Genomic DNA, 15,832 nt, shown 5'->3' with positions numbered 1-15,832 from the left:
TATGCAACCCTCTTTAAACACCCAAATTATTGCGCTGGCAGGCCTGTGTCAGGCTGTTAGTTTACTGCAAAGCCTGGCACGACATAACAAACTGGAGCCTGAGAATTATAAAATCAGTTTGGCCAGTATTGCTAATCTGGCGCCGACATCACCACTGGCCGTGTTTGGTGACAACCTGGCAAACATCGGCACTGGTTTACAACTGATGATTGATCAGCTTGGCGACACCCCGAAAAAAGATGTTGAACTGACCCGCTATCTGGTTGGGGTGTTAGCCCTGGAACGAAAGCTACATAAAAATCCGGGCAATATGGCAGAACTGGGCAAACAACTTGGTCAGCTGGAACGCCAGTTACAACATTTTGAAGTAACCGACGAGACTATTGTGGGCCGATTAGCCGATATTTACAGTGACTGCATCAGCAGCCTCGGCAGCCGGATCCAGGTACATGGCCAGCCAGACTTACTTAAGCAAACACCCGTGCAGCAGAAAGTACGGGCCCTATTACTGGCGGCAGTTCGCGCCGCGGTACTGTGGCGTCAGGCGGGCGGCAGCCGGCTTAATTTTATTTTTAAACGTCGTAAACTGGTTGCCGCCGCGGAGCAAATGCTGGCGCAAACAACACCATAATTTTCAGGAGTGTTCATGGAACTTAATGCCCTTACCGCCATATCCCCGGTTGACGGCCGCTATGGCAGCAAAACAGTTGACTTGCGGCCTTATTTTAGTGAATTTGCACTGATCAAATATCGGGTTACCGTTGAAGTGCGCTGGTTACAGCAATTAGCAGCATCACCTGCCATTACTGAAGTTCCAATGTTGTCGCTGGCGGCAAATCAGTTGCTTGATGATATTGTCGACAATTTTAGTCTGGCTGACGCTCAGCGGGTTAAAGATATTGAACGCACCACCAACCATGACGTAAAAGCCGTTGAATATCTGTTAAAAGAAAAAGTCGCCAGCAATAGCGAGCTAAATGCCATTAATGAATTTATTCATTTTGCCTGCACCTCAGAAGATATTAATAATTTGTCGCACGGCTTAATGCTAAGCCAGGCACGCAGCGACGTATTACTGCCGCAGTGCGATGCCCTGCTGGCGGCCATTAAACATCTGGCGGTTGAGCATAAAACGGTAGCCATGATGGCACGTACTCACGGTCAACCTGCTTCACCTACTACCATGGGTAAAGAAATGGCTAATGTGTTCGCTCGCTTGCAGCGCCAGCGCGATCAGATTGCCGCAGTAGATATTATGGGTAAAATTAACGGCGCCGTTGGCAATTACAATGCTCACTTATCCGCTTACCCGGCAGTTGACTGGCACCAGTTTGCCGAGCAGTTTGTCAGCAACCTTGGCTTACGTTTTAACCCTTACACTACACAAATTGAGCCTCACGATTATATTGCTGAGTTGTTTGATGCCGTGGCCCGTTTTAACACTATATTGCTCGATTTTGATCGTGATATCTGGGGCTATATTGCACTTGGCCACTTTAAGCAAAAAACCGTTGCTGGTGAAATTGGCTCATCCACCATGCCACACAAAGTGAATCCAATTGATTTTGAAAACTCAGAAGGTAACCTGGGTATTGCTAATGCCTTATTTAACCACTTGTCGGCCAAACTACCGGTCTCACGCTGGCAACGCGATCTGACCGATTCTACCGTGTTACGCAACTTGGGCATGGGTTTTGGTTACACCTTAATCGCCTATCAGGCGACTCTGAAGGGCATTAGCAAACTACAGGTTAATGCACCAGCATTGCTGGCCGAACTGGATGCTAACTGGGAGTTGCTGGCAGAGCCAGTACAAACCGTAATGCGTAAATACGGCATTGAAAAACCGTACGAAAAACTGAAAGAACTGACCCGTGGCAAACGGATTAACCAGGCAGATTTGGCCCGGTTTATTGACAGTCTCGAGCTGCCAGAGCAGGTTAAAACCGAGCTTAAACAGCTGACACCAGCAAACTATATTGGCGATGCAATTGCCCTGGTCGATAAGCTGCCTTAACCGCAGCTTGCCTTAACTTATTTATCAAGCCATGCTTGTTTAAATGGATGCTTAGTATGTACGTACTTAATTTTGCTGAGTTAACGCCAGCACGCTTCTTAGCCGAGTTTTGGCAGAAAAAACCGCTATTGCTAAAGCAAGGGTTTGCTCACTTTGAGGACCCATTGTCACCAGACGAACTGGCTGGTCTAGCAATGGAAGAGGAAGTTGAGTCGCGCGTTGTGCAATGTAGTAACGGCAAATGGCAACTGGAAACCGGCCCTTTTACCGATTTTGAGCAATTTGGTGAACGTGACTGGACTATCCTGGTGCAAGCTGTTGATCATTGGCATGCTGCTGCCGCAACGTTACTTGAGCCGTTTCGCTTTATCCCCAATTGGCGTATCGATGATTTAATGGTCAGCTTCTCAACTCCCGGTGGTGGAGTCGGTCCTCATTTAGATCAATATGATGTTTTTATTATTCAGGGGCTGGGCCAGCGGCACTGGCGGGTAGGTATGCCTGATAGTAAGTTGCAGCAGTTTTGCCCGCATCCGCGTTTATTGCAAATCAGCCCGTTCACCGCCTGTATCGATGTAATAATGGAACCGGGCGACGTGTTGTATATTCCACCGGGCTGCCCACATGAAGGTATCTCGCTGGAAAATAGCTTAAATTATTCAGTAGGTTTTAGAGCACCAGCGCAAAAAGATTTACTGACCGGTTTGGCTGATTATTTAATCGACAATGATATTAGTGGCAAGCGCTTTACTGATCCTGAGCGGCAGATAAGCCATAATATTGGCGAATTGGCCATTACCGATTTAGCACAAGTAAAACAGTTGTTACAACAGCTGGTCAGCGATGAAACCAGTTTGCCGCTGTGGTTTGGCCAATACATCAGTCGGGCTAAGCATGAGTTAGATTTACAAGAACCCGACCCGCATTATCAGCCTGCTGAAGTTGCCGAATACCTGGAAGAAGGTTCAGTTTTAGCGCTTACCGGTGGTTTACGCTGTTGCTATCATCAGGCTGACTCTGCTGCAGATATTGCCTTGTTTATTAATGGCGAGCAGTACCTGCTGCCGCCGGATGAGCTTGCCACCGCCAAACTACTGTGTGAACATCGCCGATTAGATGAACAACAATGCCTGCATTTTATAGCATTAGCACAACGTTTAGATTTACTGGTACAGTTAATAAATTTGGGATACTGGTATTTCGAGCAGTAAACGTTGCTAAGATAATCTGGCTGTCATCATTAAAAAACCGCATATTCTGCGGTTTTTTATTAGACTGTACGCTAAGCGTTACAGTTTAAGCCTGTGATGGGCTCTGCCACAACGCTTCATCTTCAAATAAATCATATAATCCCTCTGCACGCTTTACTAATAACGTAGAAAACTCAAACTGCGTTTTATCAACAGTGGCGCTATTCATAATGTTCTCAGCTTTTAATTGCCAGTTTAATGAGAACGAGCGCATCGCGTCACGGGCCGATGCTGCGGCAGAAAACGGCATATGATCAGTGGGTAAGTCGCCACTTATCACCCAAAAAGCTTGCTTGTCTTTGGTATTAAGCTTCCACAGCGCGACCAGCGGTGGTAAATAGCGGCTTTCTGTAATAGCAACATTGTCAGGAATGATACCCTTGCTGGCTAAGTACTGATTAGCCTTTTGATATTGATTTCTAACCCACTCTGCCCGTTGTTGCTCTTGGGCAGCTTGTTGTTCTTGTTGTTGAACCTGAGTTAACTGCTCACTCATTTTTTTCTTCCAATTAAAATTTTGACATATACATTTTGGCTACTGTAAGGCAGTCGGCAACGACAATCAAGCACCCGTAATAATTGTCGACAATTACCTTGTAAGACCAGTGCTTATTTTCAAGGGAATATAGCGTAATCCCGATTGAAATGTTACATTCCGCGGCGCAAAAATAAGGCGTTATAGCCGTTATTTTACCAGACCAGCATTAACTTTATTACTATCGAGGGAGAATAAGCCGTGGCAGTATTTAACCATCCTGAATTCGACAACCATGAACAAGTGGTGTTTTGCAGTGATCAGGAAACCGGTCTGCGGGCCATTATTGCTGTGCACAGCACCCGTTTAGGTCCTGCGGTTGGCGGTTGCCGTTTATGGAACTATGCCAGCGATGAAGAAGCTATTGTTGATGTGCTGCGCTTGTCTCGCGGCATGACGTACAAAAATGCCATGGCTGGCTTACCATTAGGTGGTGGCAAATCGGTAATAATTGGTGATGCTAAAACCATTAAATCGGAAGCGTTATTTCGGGCCTTTGGCCGCATGTTGCAGCGGCTTGGCGGTAGTTATTACAGCGCGGAAGATGTAAATATTACTACTGCCGATATTATGCAGGTTAATAAAGAAACGCAATTTGTTGCTGGTTTAGAAGGCAAAAGCGGTAATCCGGGCCCATTTACGGCATTAGGTACTTACCAGGGCATAAAAGCCGCAGCCCTGCATCAATTTGGCTCAGCCGAACTGGCTGGTAAAACAGTTGCGGTACAAGGCCTTGGTAGTGTGGGTTATGCCTTGTGTGACTATTTACATAAAGAAGGTGCCAGACTAATTGTTACTGACATTAATCAGGCCTCTATTGAACGGGCAATCAGTCAATTTGGCGCAACAGCTGTCGGTTTGCACGGCATTTACGCTGTAGATGCTGATATTTATGCGCCATGTGCCTTGGGTGCGACACTAAATGATGAAACCATTGCGCAGTTAAAAGCCAAAGTGATTGCCGGCTGTGCCAACAATCAGTTAAAACAAGCCCGGCATGGTGAAATGCTGCGCCAACGCGGTATTTTATATGCACCAGATTATGTTATTAACGCCGGTGGCATTATTAACGTTGCTTGCGAAATGCGCTCTGAAGGTTACAACGCCGTCGAGTCAACGGCTAAAGTTAACGCTATTTATAATACCCTGCTGAATATTTTTCAGCGGGCCGATGCCGAAGATAAACCGACCAGTGATGTTGCCGATGTAATGGCGCAAGAAATTATTCGCCGCGGTAAGCCATAAGCAAACCCTTAGCAGCTATAAAAAAACCGGAGTTATTAGCTCCGGTTTTTTGTTGATAATTCAACCACTTTAATATCAGGCGGCGTTTCGTTTATTAATTGCCATCGCCGATAATACCTCTGGTTTAAAGCTATCAACCGAAATGGATTTAAAGCGTAACCGGTTCATTTCATTTAACTGGGCGGCTTCAGGGTCGGTTATGAGTTGCAGCGCGTGCGCCTGAGCAATACTGTCAGCCAATGGTAATTTACGCGCCAGTTTACCCTCGCGTTGTGCCTGAATTATTTTCTTCATTAACGGCTGTGCGTTATGCACGGCAATAAATGCAGATTCCATCAGGCCAGTAGCATCATCCTCAGCAGCACCTATAAAACATAAATGCGTTAAGCGATCGCGGATCACGCCTGGTTTTGCCAGCGCGGCGCAAATGGCCATCGCAATATCATCACCCGGCATTTTATAACCAATACCAAATGGGAACACCAACGTACGAATAACCCGAGATACCACCCGATTGGGAAAGTTTTCCAGGAAACCATCAAAAGCTTTACCAATTTCAAACAAGGCCCGTTGCACGCCATAGTGGACAAAGGGTAAATCTACTTGCTGCCGGCCATTATCCTCATAAAACTTAAGTACTGCTGAAGCAATATACAGCTGACTCAATACATCACCTAATCGGGCTGACAACATTTCTTTGCGTTTTAACTCGCCACCTAACATCAGCATGGAAACATCTGCGCTTAATGCTAACGCGCGGCTCATCCGGCTCAACTGCTTGTAGTAACGAGCCGTTTCACCAGCTACCGGTGCATCGTTAAAGGCGCCGGCAGTCAACCCTTGCCACAAGGCAGAGAACGTATTGCCAATGGCAAAGCCAACATGCTTAAGCAGCAATTGATCAAACTGTTTTAAGCCTTCTTCTGCATCTGGATTTGCCGCTGCTTCAAGTTCAGCCAGTACGTAGGGGTGACAGCGGGTTGCGCCCTGACCAAAGATCATCAGGTTACGGGTTAAAATATTAGCCCCCTCTACCGTTATCGAAATAGGGGTTCCCATATAACCATGTGCCATGTAATTCATGGGGCCGCATTGAATGGCTTTACCTGCATGAATATCAAAGGCATCATTTAACAAGGTACGCGACATTTCAGTCATATGGTATTTGGCAATAGCAGTAACCACTGACGGGCTAAGCTTTAAGTCAATGGCACCTGCTGTCATTACCCGCATGGCTTCTAAGGTGTATGTTAAGCCACCAATACGAGCCATGCCTTCTTGCACACCTTCAAATTTACCAATTGACATGCCAAATTGCTGGCGCACGTAACCGTACGCACTGGTCATGCGGGTTGCCAGATGCCCGGTAGCCGTGGCCAGTGCCGGCAACGAAATACCGCGTCCGGCAGACAAACATTCGACCAGCATGCGCCAGCCGCGACCGGCATAATCTGGCCCGCCAATAATCCAGTCGATTGGAATAAATACGTCTTTACCGTAAGTCGTGCCGTTCATAAATGCCATATTCATTGGAAAATGACGGTCACCAATTTCAACGCCTTTATGGCTGGTTGGAATAAGAGCGCAGGTGATACCCAGATCTTCTTTGTCACCTAATAGTTGCTCAGGATCGTACAACTTAAATGCCAGCCCCAGCACGGTGGCTACTGGTGCCAATGTGATATAGCGCTTGTCCCAGTTTAATTTAATACCAATAACGTCTTTACCTTCAAACTCGCCTTTGCAAATAACACCAGTATCCGGAATACTACCGGCATCTGAGCCAGCTTCCGGGCCAGTTAAGGCGAAACAAGGCACATCGGTGCCGTTAGCTAATGTGGGTAACCAAAAATCTTTTTGAGCCTGGGTGCCATAATGCATTAATAACTCACCCGGGCCTAACGAGTTAGGCACCATTACGGTGACTGCCGCGGTTAAACTTCGGCTGGCAATACGCGCTACAATAGTAGAATTGGCAATAGCAGAAAACTCACGACCGCCATAGGCTTTCGGAATAATCATCGCAAAAAAGCCTTCGCTTTTTATATAATCCCAGACCGCTTTTGGTAAATCGCGATCTTCCTGCACAATTTTATAATCGTCCAGCATCGCCAGTAACGTTTCAACCTGGTTATCCATAAAAGCCTGCTCATCTTTTGATAGCTCTGCTTTTGGAATACTGTGTAGTTTTTGCCAGTCAGGTTTGCCTTTAAATAACTCACCATCCCACCACACATCACCCGCTTCCATTGCTTCACGCTCAGTATCAGACAGTGGTGGTAAGATTTTTTTAAACACGGCAAATACCGGTTTACTGATCAGGCTGCGCCGGATGTCAGTTACGGCGAGCACAATGACAACAGCCAACACCAAAATTAACACTATAGCCATAACAAAATTTCCTCTAAGTACCTGAGCGCAACTGCTGCTGAGGTTGTAAACTAATAAACACCGGTGCAGCAATGCCCGCAGCCAGATAAGGTAATAAACGTTGAATAACGCCCTCTATATCAACTTCTTCACTAAAATCAGCCTGGGCAATTTCAGCCAGCGCCTCGTTTGAGGCCATGGTAAATACAATGGTGCCAAGCGAAAAATGTAAGCGCCAAAACAACTCACTGGCGGGTAACTCTGGACAGGATTGCTGCACCAGTAACACAAACTTATCTAATACCCGGCCATAATGATGGTTAATAAACCAACGTAAATGCCCTTGAACGTCTGAGTAACCCCTGCCTAGTAGCTGTAAAAAAATCCGGGTACCGTTCGGGTTTACTAAGTTTAGCTCCAATAAGGGTTTTACAAATACTGCCAATACCTTAGTCAGGTTATTAGGGTGTTGCGCAGCCAGTAGCCGGTTAAATTCCTGATCTAATCTCAGCATCAGCACCCTTAAATAACGTTGTAAAACCGCCTGAATAAGTTCTTTTTTTGAACCAAAATGATAATTCACAGCCGCCAGGTTCACTTCAGCTAAACTGGTGATCTGGCGCAATGACGTATCATTAAAACCGGTTTCCGCAAACAACGATTGGGCCGCGTCCAGAATTTTTTGTTGGGTGTTTTGTTTTGCGACCATGTTCACCACATAAATTTAAACAAGTGTTTGAAATGTACGTTTGAATCTTATTCTTGTCAAGCCAGATATCAGCTACTGGTCCGACAACACAGCAAAATGTTTTATACTGGTTTTGTTTTAAAAAACTTGCTTGACGGAACTTATAAAAATGCCTTGACATTACATTGCTACTGAGCGAGATTTGTTCATATGCTAACTAACCGGAGAGTAATTTGATGCAAATATGTGCTATCAACCCTTATTACTATTGCTCTCCTTTTTACCTTTCTGAATGGTTTAACAATTAGTTCTCCCTCTGCGTCAGGCAGAGGTTTCCCTTTATCACATTTAAAATTGCTTCAGCTATTTGCTGCCCTTAAATTGTGTGCGGGTTATATCTATTCGCTTCTGCTTTGACGCACTTTTCCCTTTTTTAATCAGATTGCCGTTAAAGGCAACGTTTGTAATGCAGAGGAATGTGTATGTACTTTAAAGCAAAAATGAAGCTATCCACCATCAGTGCGGCAGTTATTCTCGCGACTACCGGTCAACAGGCATTGGCAGCGGAGGAAACCTCTGCTGAAGAACAAAAAATTGAAAAAATTCAGATCACCGGCTCACGTTTAAAAGGCGTCGATCTGGAAGGTGCAAACCCGGTGCAAGTGTTTAGCCGCGAAGATATGACCCGCCGCGGCTATGACAGTGTCGGTTCTTTCTTACGTGACTTACCACAGGCATCCAGTGCCGGTACCTTTACCGAAAATGGTGGTGTGGGCGGCGCAGATGGCTCACCGGCAGGCTCTTCTGGTGTTAGTTTGCGTGGGTTAGGCAGTAGTTCTACCCTGGTACTGGTAAATGGCCGCCGGATCGCCGTCGATTCTTTTACTAACGGCTTTGATTCTTTTGTTAACGTTAACTCGATTCCAATGTCGGCATTAGAGCGGGTTGAAGTACTGACTGACGGTGCTTCATCAGTCTATGGTTCAGACGCCATTGCCGGGGTTATTAACTTTATTCTGCGTAAAGACGTCGAAGGTCATGAAGTGTCAGTATCTTATGGCGATGATACTAAAAGCAGCAATTTTGGCCGTACCAATCTGACTTATGTTGGTGGCTTTAATACTGAAAACAGCAACACCACTCTGGTGGTAGATTATTTTGACCGCAATGCCCTGTTTAACAGTGACCGGCCAGTGGAGGTTACCTTAAAATCCAGTACCCGAGTAAGCATTGATGGTGTCGATTATGCTGAGCCATGGTGTGGTAGCGACGTTAGCAACGGCGGCACCCGCTGTCGTTATGACTATGTTATTGAACGGGCCATTCAACCCGATACCACCACCATCGGTGCTACTTTACATCATAACTACCAACTCCTTAATGGCAGCGAATTTTTTGCCGAAGCAATGTTGCAGAATAACACCGGCTCAGCGTATGACGGTGCTGCTGCATTTGATGTTCGGCTAGCGGGTAACTCGCCATTAGTGCCGCAGTGGGCACGTGATATTGATGCGGCTAATGGCCAGGTAAACCAAATTCGGGTGCGATCACGCTTCCCAGAAACCCGGGTACAAGATTATGACACTACCAGTTACCGTTTATTAGCCGGTTTACGCGGTGAGTTAGGATTATGGTCATGGGAAACCGCCGCCACCTATGGCAAAACAGACAATGAAATTACCCACGTTCAGGGCTATATGGGTATTGATAAAGTAGTAGCGGGTATTGCTGCAGGCGCTTTTAACCCTTTTAATTTAGGCCGCAATAATACTGACTCTGCTATTGCAGCAGTAAGAGAGCTGGCACCTCGCGTCGGTGAATCAGAGGTGTTATCTGTTGATTTTAATATCGCTGGTGACTTAGCCATTGAATTGCCTGCCGGTAATATCAGTTCAGTATTTGGTGGTGAATTCAGAAGTGAAGATATTTTTGATCGACCAGCACTGATTGCTCAAAGCGGTGGCGTGTTTGCACTGGGCGCTAGCGATGCCGCAGCTGATCGTACACAGTACGCAGTATACGGTGAATTTAACCTGCCACTTACTGATAGCTTAGATATGATTGCCGCCTTGCGTTACGACCATTATAGTGACTTTGGTGGCGACGCTAATCCTAAGTTATCCCTACGTTACCGTGCTACTGACGATGTAGTGCTTAGAGCCTCCTGGAGCACTGGTTTTCGGGCACCATCATTATCGCAGCTAGGCGCCGGCGAATCATTAAGCTCAGCATATATAAATTGTGGTGCTGACCAACCCTTCGACGCATTGTGTGGTAATTTTGGTGCTTCAGCTGGCGAGTTAGAACTTGATCAGGAAACGATTGGAAACCGGGGCTTAGATGCAGAGAACTCCGAAGCAATTAATGTTGGTTTTTCATGGAATTTGACCGACAAATTGCAAGTTACCGCTGACTACTGGCGTTATGAGCACACCGATATTGTCGATGTGGATGCTAACACCACCTTAAAAGCCTGTATTGCCGGTACCGCCCCCACCACCAACAGTATAACCGACTTAAACGGCGAATTTGGTTGTGTACTGGATAGCGGTAATGATTTGGTTTTCCTCAGGACTGGCTTTTTTAACGTTGGTAGCCAGAAAACCGATGGTGTTGATGTTAAAATTAATTATCAACTGGATACCAGTAACTTTGGTACCTTTAAACTGTTTGCCGCCGGCACCAAAACCTTCTCTTATGAGCGGCAGATTAACCCAGAAAGTGGCACAGAAGATTTACTGGGTAAATTAAGTGGCGCCAATGAAATCGCCCGGCCAGACTTTGTTGCTGATGTTGGCACCGACTGGCGCCTGAATAACTGGACCGCCAGTTTGTCCGCACATTACATTAGTGAGCTAGGTGACGGTGATTTTAAATTTGGTGGCAATGAAACCGTTGATGCCTGGCTGGTCTTCAGCGGCAGTGTAGGCTACGAGCTAACGGATAACCAGCGGCTGTTGTTGTCTATTCGCAACCTAACTGATGAAAAACCGCCTTATGCGTCCTCACCTACTAATGGTTACGCCAGCTCAGTGCACGACTGGATAGGCACGTTATGGACCTTACGTTATACCGTTAATTTTTAATTAACGCGGCACGCCATTAAAGGGGCTGCATAGCCCCTTTAACTTTTTTTAAGCTGGCGAACTTACTCAATATCTCATAAACTCAGTGACATTCGCAGTGTACCCCCTTATTGGAGTAGTGTTTGTCTGCCCTAAAAATTAAACCTGACCAAATCAAATTAGGGTATGCCATTAAATTACCCAGTGGCTGGATGAAGCATCCATTTTTATCAAATGATATGTTGATTGAAAATCAGCAACAATTATATATTGTTAAAAACCTGAACCTGGATTTTGTCTATTTTTATCCGGAGAAAAGCCGGCAGATACCCCCTGATACTACTGAGTTGTCTGAGGGTGAAGAAATTGAATTTAACAGTAAACTATCTGAAGCACAGTCCAACATGCTGGCAGAGAAAATGCAGCGGATAGAACAAGCTAAAGCCCATCGGCGTGATATTCAGAAAACTGAGAAAGCCTTTAACCATTCACTCAATCAGGTACGTAGCCTGATGAAACAAGTCAACAACCGGCCTTTAAATGCCGTTAATGAAGCAGCAGAACTTATTGGCCAGCTGGTCGATACTATCGTCAATGCTGAAAGCCTGGTGTTGCACTTAATTTCATCGGGCAATAAAGATCAGGAAACCATGTACTACCATGTGCTTAACGTTTCTATTGTCAGTATGATGTTGGCGCGTGATCTTGGCCTGAGTGCTTCCGATATCAACATTATTGGTATTGGCGCGTTATTTCACGATATAGGGAAACTGAAAATTCCCAGTCAGATTTTGCGTAAAACCACAACATTATCCACTCCAGAGCAAAACTTATTAAAAATGCATACCAAATATGGTACAGATTTGCTGGCGCTGGCCGAAAGTTTTCCGCTGCAAGCCATACCTATCGTTGAACAGCACCATGAATATCAAGACGGTAGCGGCTATCCGAAAGCACTTACTAAAGATCATATAAACCATCTGGCACATATTGTCGCTGTGGTTAATGAGTTCGATAACCTGTGTCATCCAGCAGACCCGGCTAAAGCCCGCTCACCTCATCATGCGCTGGCGTATTTGTACCGGAGCATGAAAGGTAAGCTGGATGATAAAATCATGCGGGTAATGATTAAAATGATGGGCGTTTACCCGCCAGGTACCGTGGTAATGCTAAGCGATCAGCGGATTGCGATGGTAATGTCAGTAAACAGTGATAGCCTGCTGCAACCTAACGTTATGATTTATGAGCCTGAAGTACCCCGTTTGGAAGCGCCGGTAATTAGCCTTGATAGCGACGAGCTTAGCATCAGCAAAGTGCTCAATATTGCTAGTTTGCCAGAGCGTGTAAGAGAATATCTTAACCCCAGAGCGCAGGTCAGTTACTATGTGCAGGGCAAACCAAGCTAGAGCATTATTAATAAAAGCGAAGGAATACAGCATGCAAGTGACTGAAGTAAAACATCCGCTGGTTCAACACAAAATTGGGTTGCTCCGGGCAGCCGATATCAGCACTAAACAATTTCGACAGTTAGCCGCTGAACTGGGCAGTTTACTAACTTATGAAGCCACCAAAAATTTACCTACCGAAACCACCAGCATTGATGCCTGGAGTGGTCCCTGTCAGATAGAGCAAATTCAGGGTAAAAAAGTCACCATAGTACCTATTCTTCGGGCGGGTTTAGGTATGCTCGATGGCGTACTGGATCTGTTACCCAGCGCCCGGATCAGTGTGGTTGGTATTTATCGTGACGAAACCACCTTACAACCTGTACCTTACTTTCAAAAATTAGCAGCTGAGTTAGATCAACGGCTGGCACTGGTAGTCGACCCTATGCTAGCCACCGGCGGGTCAATGATAGCCACTATAGATTTATTGAAAAAACAAGGTTGTCAGCGCATTAAGGCACTGGTTTTAGTGGCCGCACCAGAAGGTATTAAAGCACTTAGCGCCGCACATCCCGATATTGAACTGTACACCGCGGCCATTGATGATGGCTTGAACGAGCAAGGCTATATTTTACCTGGCCTTGGCGATGCCGGTGATAAATTATTCGGCACCCGCTAAAGGCCGCTTGCCTGCCCTAGAAAAACATGGCACTTTGTGACCCTTTTATTACTGAGCATGATTTGTGGATTTAATTCCCTGGCACTACCCTACTCATTATGGTTTCACTTTACGGGGTTATCATAGCCAACCCAGCGGTAAACCATTGTTACATATGCTGCATGGTAATGGTTTTTGTAGCCGTACTTACCTGCCACTATTACGACACTTAGCGCCCTATTTTGATTTTTTCTTGTCCGATGCTCAAGGTCATGGTGATAGTGATCATGGGGGGCCTTTTTTAGGTTGGAACGTCAGTGCACAATTGGCAGAAGCCGCCTTACAGGCTCATCGTCATTTGTTTATTGGTCAGCATATTATTGGCGTGGGCCATAGTTTTGGCGGGGTACTTACCGCACTGATGCATTGTAAAGCCGACAGCCCGTTCAGCCAGGTTATTTTACTCGATCCAGTACTATTTACCCCATCAATGCTAACCGTGATGCGCTCGTTAAATGGTGTTGGTTTATATCGAAAAAATCCGATGGCAAAGGCCGCTTTACGTCGCCGCCAACACTGGCCAGATAAAAAAGCGGCTCTGGACTACCTTACCAATCGTGGTATGTTTAAAAACTGGCAACCAGCAGCGTTAGCTGCCTATATTGAGCATGCTATGGCACCTTCTGAGCAAGGTATCAGCTTAAAATGTCAACCTGATCGCGAAGCCGAAATATTTAGCTCCTACCCCGATAAATTGTGGCAACAGCTAAGCCAGCCTTGTTTGCCACTGCTGGTAGTGTATGGCAACAGTAGTTATCCTTTTGTCAGCAAAGCAGTAAAAAAATGGCAAAGTTGTAACCCGGCAGTGCAAAGTATCATTACCGAAGGTGGCCATTGTTTTATGCAAGAAGCTCCTGAACTAACCGCACAACTGATGCTGCAGTATTTGAATATCGGTTAAGGTAAAATTGACATTATATAGCGCGGAGCATTACGTTATAATGCTGCAAAATTGATTCAGGGTAGACAGATGAAAAAGTCCTTAGTACTGGCAGCATTGGTATTGGCAGGGTGCAGCCAACTGCCTGCGCCTGAGCGCGTTACCCCAGAAAACATGACCGCTAAAGACATGACAACAACAAAACCAGTGCAGCCAGCGGTAACTGACGAATCGGTACCTAATAGCGAAACAACAGAAGCTGTTGCCACTAATTTTGAACAAATTTTTATCGACAACGATGTCAGCTTTAGCGGTACCCTGCCCTGTGCCGATTGTCCCGGTATTCACTATCATTTAAACCTGCACCGTGATGGCCGCTTTGAAGTACGCCAGGAATACCTGGAACGCGGTGATATCACTATTATTAAAGGGATTTGGTTGCTGGAAAAACGCAATCTGCATTTGGTGAATCAACAACACACCTTACCCGCTTTTTATTTTAGCAGTAATAATCGATTAGCCATGCTCGATCTGGCTGGTAACCCAATTAGCTCCGCGCTGAATTATCAACTAACACGTGAAAGTACTTTTATTAAGCTCGATACCCGCCAGCCCATGCTGGGGTTGTATTTATTGAAAGACAATCAGGCAACCTTCACCTTGTGTCAATCTGGCGAAAGCCTGATGGTAGCCAATACCCAGCACCATCTGCCAATGATGCGCCATTACCAGCAAGATCAGCGTTTTCGTAACAGCGCAGTTATAGCAACCCTGATTGGCCGTAAAAGCGATGATGAACAAGGGCAAACCCAACTGTTAATCGAAAAATTCGAACAATTTTGGCCCAATGCCGTCTGTCCTGATCCTTTTTCCGAAGGAAAATTACAAGGTATTGTCTGGCGTGCAGAAAAGTTGGCTGGCCGTTATCTGCCGCAGCAGCTTAATGTTAGGCTTATATTTGATCAACAAGACCGTTTCTATGGCTCCTCTGGCTGCAATAATTTTAATGGTAATTACCAACAACAAGCTAATCGTTTAAATATTGCCGGGCTGGCCAGTACCCAGAAATTTTGCAGTGACAGTAACCAGCTCGAACAACAATTTTCACGCTCGCTGCAAGCCGCCGATCGGGCTGAAGTTAACGGCGATAAACTGCAGTTGTTTAAAGATAATAACCTGCTAATCGAATTTAAACCGGCTCTCAACTAACACCCCCTAATTTCCGCGCAAAAAAAACCCCCATACCAATTGGTAATGAGGGTATTTTGAGCCAGGGTTAGCTGGCTAATGGTTCAATCAGCTTATATTAGACTAAGGCTTCTTTTGCTTTAGATACTAAAGCAGTAAAAGCGGCTTTGTCATATACAGCAATATCAGCCAGGATCTTACGATCGATTTCAACAGACGCTTTTTTCAGGCCTGCGATGAAACGGCTGTAAGATAAACCATTCATCCGTGACGCCGCGTTAATACGCGCAATCCACAGTTGACGGAACTGACGCTTACGTTGACGACGGTCACGATAAGCATATTGGCCGGCTTTGATAACGGCCTGGAAAGCAACCCGATAAACACGACTGCGGGCACCGTAGTAACCTTTAGCCTGGTTTAACACCTTCTTGTGACGCGCGCGCGCTGTCACACCACGTTTTACTCTTGGCATTTCTGACTCCTGTTAA

Annotated in this window: 13 protein-coding genes; 9 read left to right on the top strand and 4 right to left on the bottom strand. The window is 45.8% G+C overall.

The window, feature by feature from the left end:
• Position 1: 1 nt before the first annotated feature.
• From hflD to VT06_RS04315, 3 genes are read left to right on the top strand one after another with little or no spacing between them, the layout of a single operon-like run.
• Complete coding sequence (gene hflD, locus VT06_RS04325) at positions 2-631, top strand: high frequency lysogenization protein HflD (protein WP_046553051.1); 630 nt, start codon at positions 2-4, stop codon at positions 629-631.
• Between the two features lie 15 nt (positions 632-646).
• On the top strand, positions 647-2,017 hold the full coding sequence (purB, locus tag VT06_RS04320) for an adenylosuccinate lyase (RefSeq protein ID WP_046553050.1): 1,371 nt from the start codon (positions 647-649) through the stop codon (positions 2,015-2,017).
• A gap of 56 nt (positions 2,018-2,073) precedes the next feature.
• Complete coding sequence (locus VT06_RS04315) at positions 2,074-3,228, top strand: cupin domain-containing protein (RefSeq protein WP_046553049.1); 1,155 nt, start codon at positions 2,074-2,076, stop codon at positions 3,226-3,228.
• 85 nt (positions 3,229-3,313) lie between these two features.
• Here the strand turns inward: VT06_RS04315 and VT06_RS04310 are convergent, their stop codons facing one another.
• Positions 3,314-3,763, bottom strand: a complete 450-nt coding sequence (locus tag VT06_RS04310) for a DUF4826 family protein (protein WP_046553048.1) — start codon at positions 3,761-3,763, stop codon at positions 3,314-3,316.
• A gap of 240 nt (positions 3,764-4,003) precedes the next feature.
• On the opposite strand from VT06_RS04310, the gene VT06_RS04305 reads away from it, so the two are divergent.
• Entirely contained in the window at positions 4,004-5,047 is a 1,044-nt protein-coding gene (locus tag VT06_RS04305) for an amino acid dehydrogenase (RefSeq protein WP_046553047.1), read from the top strand.
• A 75-nt stretch (positions 5,048-5,122) separates the two neighbouring features.
• Here VT06_RS04305 and VT06_RS04300 read toward each other — a convergent pair whose 3' ends face one another.
• Positions 5,123-7,438, bottom strand: a complete 2,316-nt coding sequence (locus VT06_RS04300; protein ID WP_046553046.1) for an acyl-CoA dehydrogenase — start codon at positions 7,436-7,438, stop codon at positions 5,123-5,125.
• 13 nt (positions 7,439-7,451) lie between these two features.
• Entirely contained in the window at positions 7,452-8,126 is a 675-nt protein-coding gene (locus tag VT06_RS04295) for a TetR/AcrR family transcriptional regulator (RefSeq protein ID WP_046553045.1), read from the bottom strand.
• Between the two features lie 461 nt (positions 8,127-8,587).
• Between VT06_RS04295 and VT06_RS04290 the strand changes: the two genes are divergently transcribed.
• The 5 genes from VT06_RS04290 (at position 8,588) to VT06_RS04270 (ending at position 15,362) form a co-directional block, all read left to right on the top strand.
• Positions 8,588-11,191, top strand: coding sequence for a TonB-dependent siderophore receptor (locus VT06_RS04290; protein WP_052750165.1), 2,604 nt, complete (start codon positions 8,588-8,590; stop codon positions 11,189-11,191).
• A 122-nt stretch (positions 11,192-11,313) separates the two neighbouring features.
• Entirely contained in the window at positions 11,314-12,576 is a 1,263-nt protein-coding gene (locus tag VT06_RS04285) for a DUF3391 domain-containing protein (RefSeq protein WP_046553044.1), read from the top strand.
• A gap of 31 nt (positions 12,577-12,607) precedes the next feature.
• Positions 12,608-13,234: a uracil phosphoribosyltransferase gene (gene upp, locus VT06_RS04280; RefSeq protein WP_046553043.1), complete on the top strand. Its 627-nt coding sequence runs from the start codon at positions 12,608-12,610 to the stop codon at positions 13,232-13,234.
• Between the two features lie 64 nt (positions 13,235-13,298).
• The gene (locus tag VT06_RS04275; RefSeq protein ID WP_046553042.1) at positions 13,299-14,174 is read left to right on the top strand and encodes an alpha/beta fold hydrolase; all 876 of its coding nucleotides are present in this window, start codon (positions 13,299-13,301) and stop codon (positions 14,172-14,174) included.
• Between the two features lie 69 nt (positions 14,175-14,243).
• On the top strand, positions 14,244-15,362 hold the full coding sequence (locus VT06_RS04270; RefSeq protein WP_046553041.1) for an META domain-containing protein: 1,119 nt from the start codon (positions 14,244-14,246) through the stop codon (positions 15,360-15,362).
• A gap of 97 nt (positions 15,363-15,459) precedes the next feature.
• On the opposite strand, the gene rplT is transcribed toward VT06_RS04270, so the two are convergent.
• Positions 15,460-15,816, bottom strand: a complete 357-nt coding sequence (gene rplT, locus VT06_RS04265; RefSeq protein ID WP_019676566.1) for a 50S ribosomal protein L20 — start codon at positions 15,814-15,816, stop codon at positions 15,460-15,462.
• Positions 15,817-15,832: the final 16 nt, after the last annotated feature.

The sequence above is a fragment of the Arsukibacterium sp. MJ3 genome (assembly GCF_000987765.1).
GTDB lineage: Bacteria > Pseudomonadota > Gammaproteobacteria > Enterobacterales > Alteromonadaceae > Alishewanella.
This window is presented reverse-complemented; position numbering and strand designations above follow the sequence as displayed.

What these genes read in the sequence shown, in the direction of transcription:
- hflD (WP_046553051.1), top strand. Translation starts at nt 2, where the DNA reads ATGCAACCCTCTTTAAACACCCAAATTATTGCGCTGGCAGGCCTGTGT.
- purB (WP_046553050.1), top strand. Translation starts at nt 647, where the DNA reads ATGGAACTTAATGCCCTTACCGCCATATCCCCGGTTGACGGCCGCTAT.
- VT06_RS04315 (WP_046553049.1), top strand. Translation starts at nt 2,074, where the DNA reads ATGTACGTACTTAATTTTGCTGAGTTAACGCCAGCACGCTTCTTAGCC.
- VT06_RS04310 (WP_046553048.1), bottom strand. Translation starts at nt 3,763, where the DNA reads ATGAGTGAGCAGTTAACTCAGGTTCAACAACAAGAACAACAAGCTGCC.
- VT06_RS04300 (WP_046553046.1), bottom strand. Translation starts at nt 7,438, where the DNA reads ATGGCTATAGTGTTAATTTTGGTGTTGGCTGTTGTCATTGTGCTCGCC.
- VT06_RS04295 (WP_046553045.1), bottom strand. Translation starts at nt 8,126, where the DNA reads ATGGTCGCAAAACAAAACACCCAACAAAAAATTCTGGACGCGGCCCAA.
- VT06_RS04290 (WP_052750165.1), top strand. Translation starts at nt 8,588, where the DNA reads ATGTACTTTAAAGCAAAAATGAAGCTATCCACCATCAGTGCGGCAGTT.
- upp (WP_046553043.1), top strand. Translation starts at nt 12,608, where the DNA reads ATGCAAGTGACTGAAGTAAAACATCCGCTGGTTCAACACAAAATTGGG.
- VT06_RS04270 (WP_046553041.1), top strand. Translation starts at nt 14,244, where the DNA reads ATGAAAAAGTCCTTAGTACTGGCAGCATTGGTATTGGCAGGGTGCAGC.
- rplT (WP_019676566.1), bottom strand. Translation starts at nt 15,816, where the DNA reads ATGCCAAGAGTAAAACGTGGTGTGACAGCGCGCGCGCGTCACAAGAAG.